The sequence below is a fragment of the Corynebacterium tuberculostearicum genome, assembly GCF_022347235.1.
Lineage (GTDB): Bacteria > Actinomycetota > Actinomycetes > Mycobacteriales > Mycobacteriaceae > Corynebacterium > Corynebacterium tuberculostearicum_F.
This window is the reverse complement of the sequence record NZ_JAKRDX010000056.1, coordinates 1-666: the sequence shown is the minus strand read 5'-3', so window position 1 is coordinate 666 and position 666 is coordinate 1. Positions and strand designations below refer to the sequence as shown.

At 46.8% G+C, this 666-nt stretch carries 2 rRNA genes; both read right to left on the bottom strand.

Annotated elements, in window-relative coordinates:
• Nucleotides 1-112: ribosomal RNA gene (locus tag MHK09_RS11660) — 23S ribosomal RNA — on the bottom strand; the annotation flags it as partial.
• Nucleotides 113-565: 453 nt separating this feature from the next.
• Nucleotides 566-666 (bottom strand): 16S ribosomal RNA (locus MHK09_RS11655); the annotation flags it as partial.

The following is a 666-nucleotide window of genomic DNA, read 5'->3' as shown; positions in this document are numbered from 1 at the left end:
ATCCTCGGATCAACGCTCAATTGACAACTCCCCGAGGCTTAACGCAGCCTTTCACGTCCTTCATCGGCTCAGCATGCCAAGGCATCCACCATGCGCCCTTAATAACGAACACACAAACCACCCACACACAAAAAGCGCAGGTGGCCACACAAGTGAACTTGACAAAAAATTGATTAAAGAAAAAAGAAATCACACAAACACACACAAACAAACCACACGGCCCATTCATCTGTGTTTAATGCTCGCGTCCACTATACAGTTCTCACACAACACCCCAACCACACCCCACCAACACAATAAGTGTCAACAAGAATAATGGTCAGGCACAAAAAAGGGGATAATGCCCCAGACACCCAACAATGCACCAACATACAAACAACATTATTTTTCGTTTAACTGTGCATGGACAACGTGTATCACAAAGCGCCATTCAAACACTTAGTTCGTCTCTTGAGCGTGTGTTTCACCCGGACAATTTTCAATAATAAAAGTTGGCAGTATGACACTCGCATACTCAACCAACCACAAGGGTGCAACCGCACCCAGAAAAATAAAAGCTCCTTAGAAAGGAGGTGATCCACCCGCACCTTCCGGTACGGGTACCTTGTTACGACTTCGTCCCAATCGCCGATCCCACCTTCGACGGCTCCCTAACAAGTTTGGGCC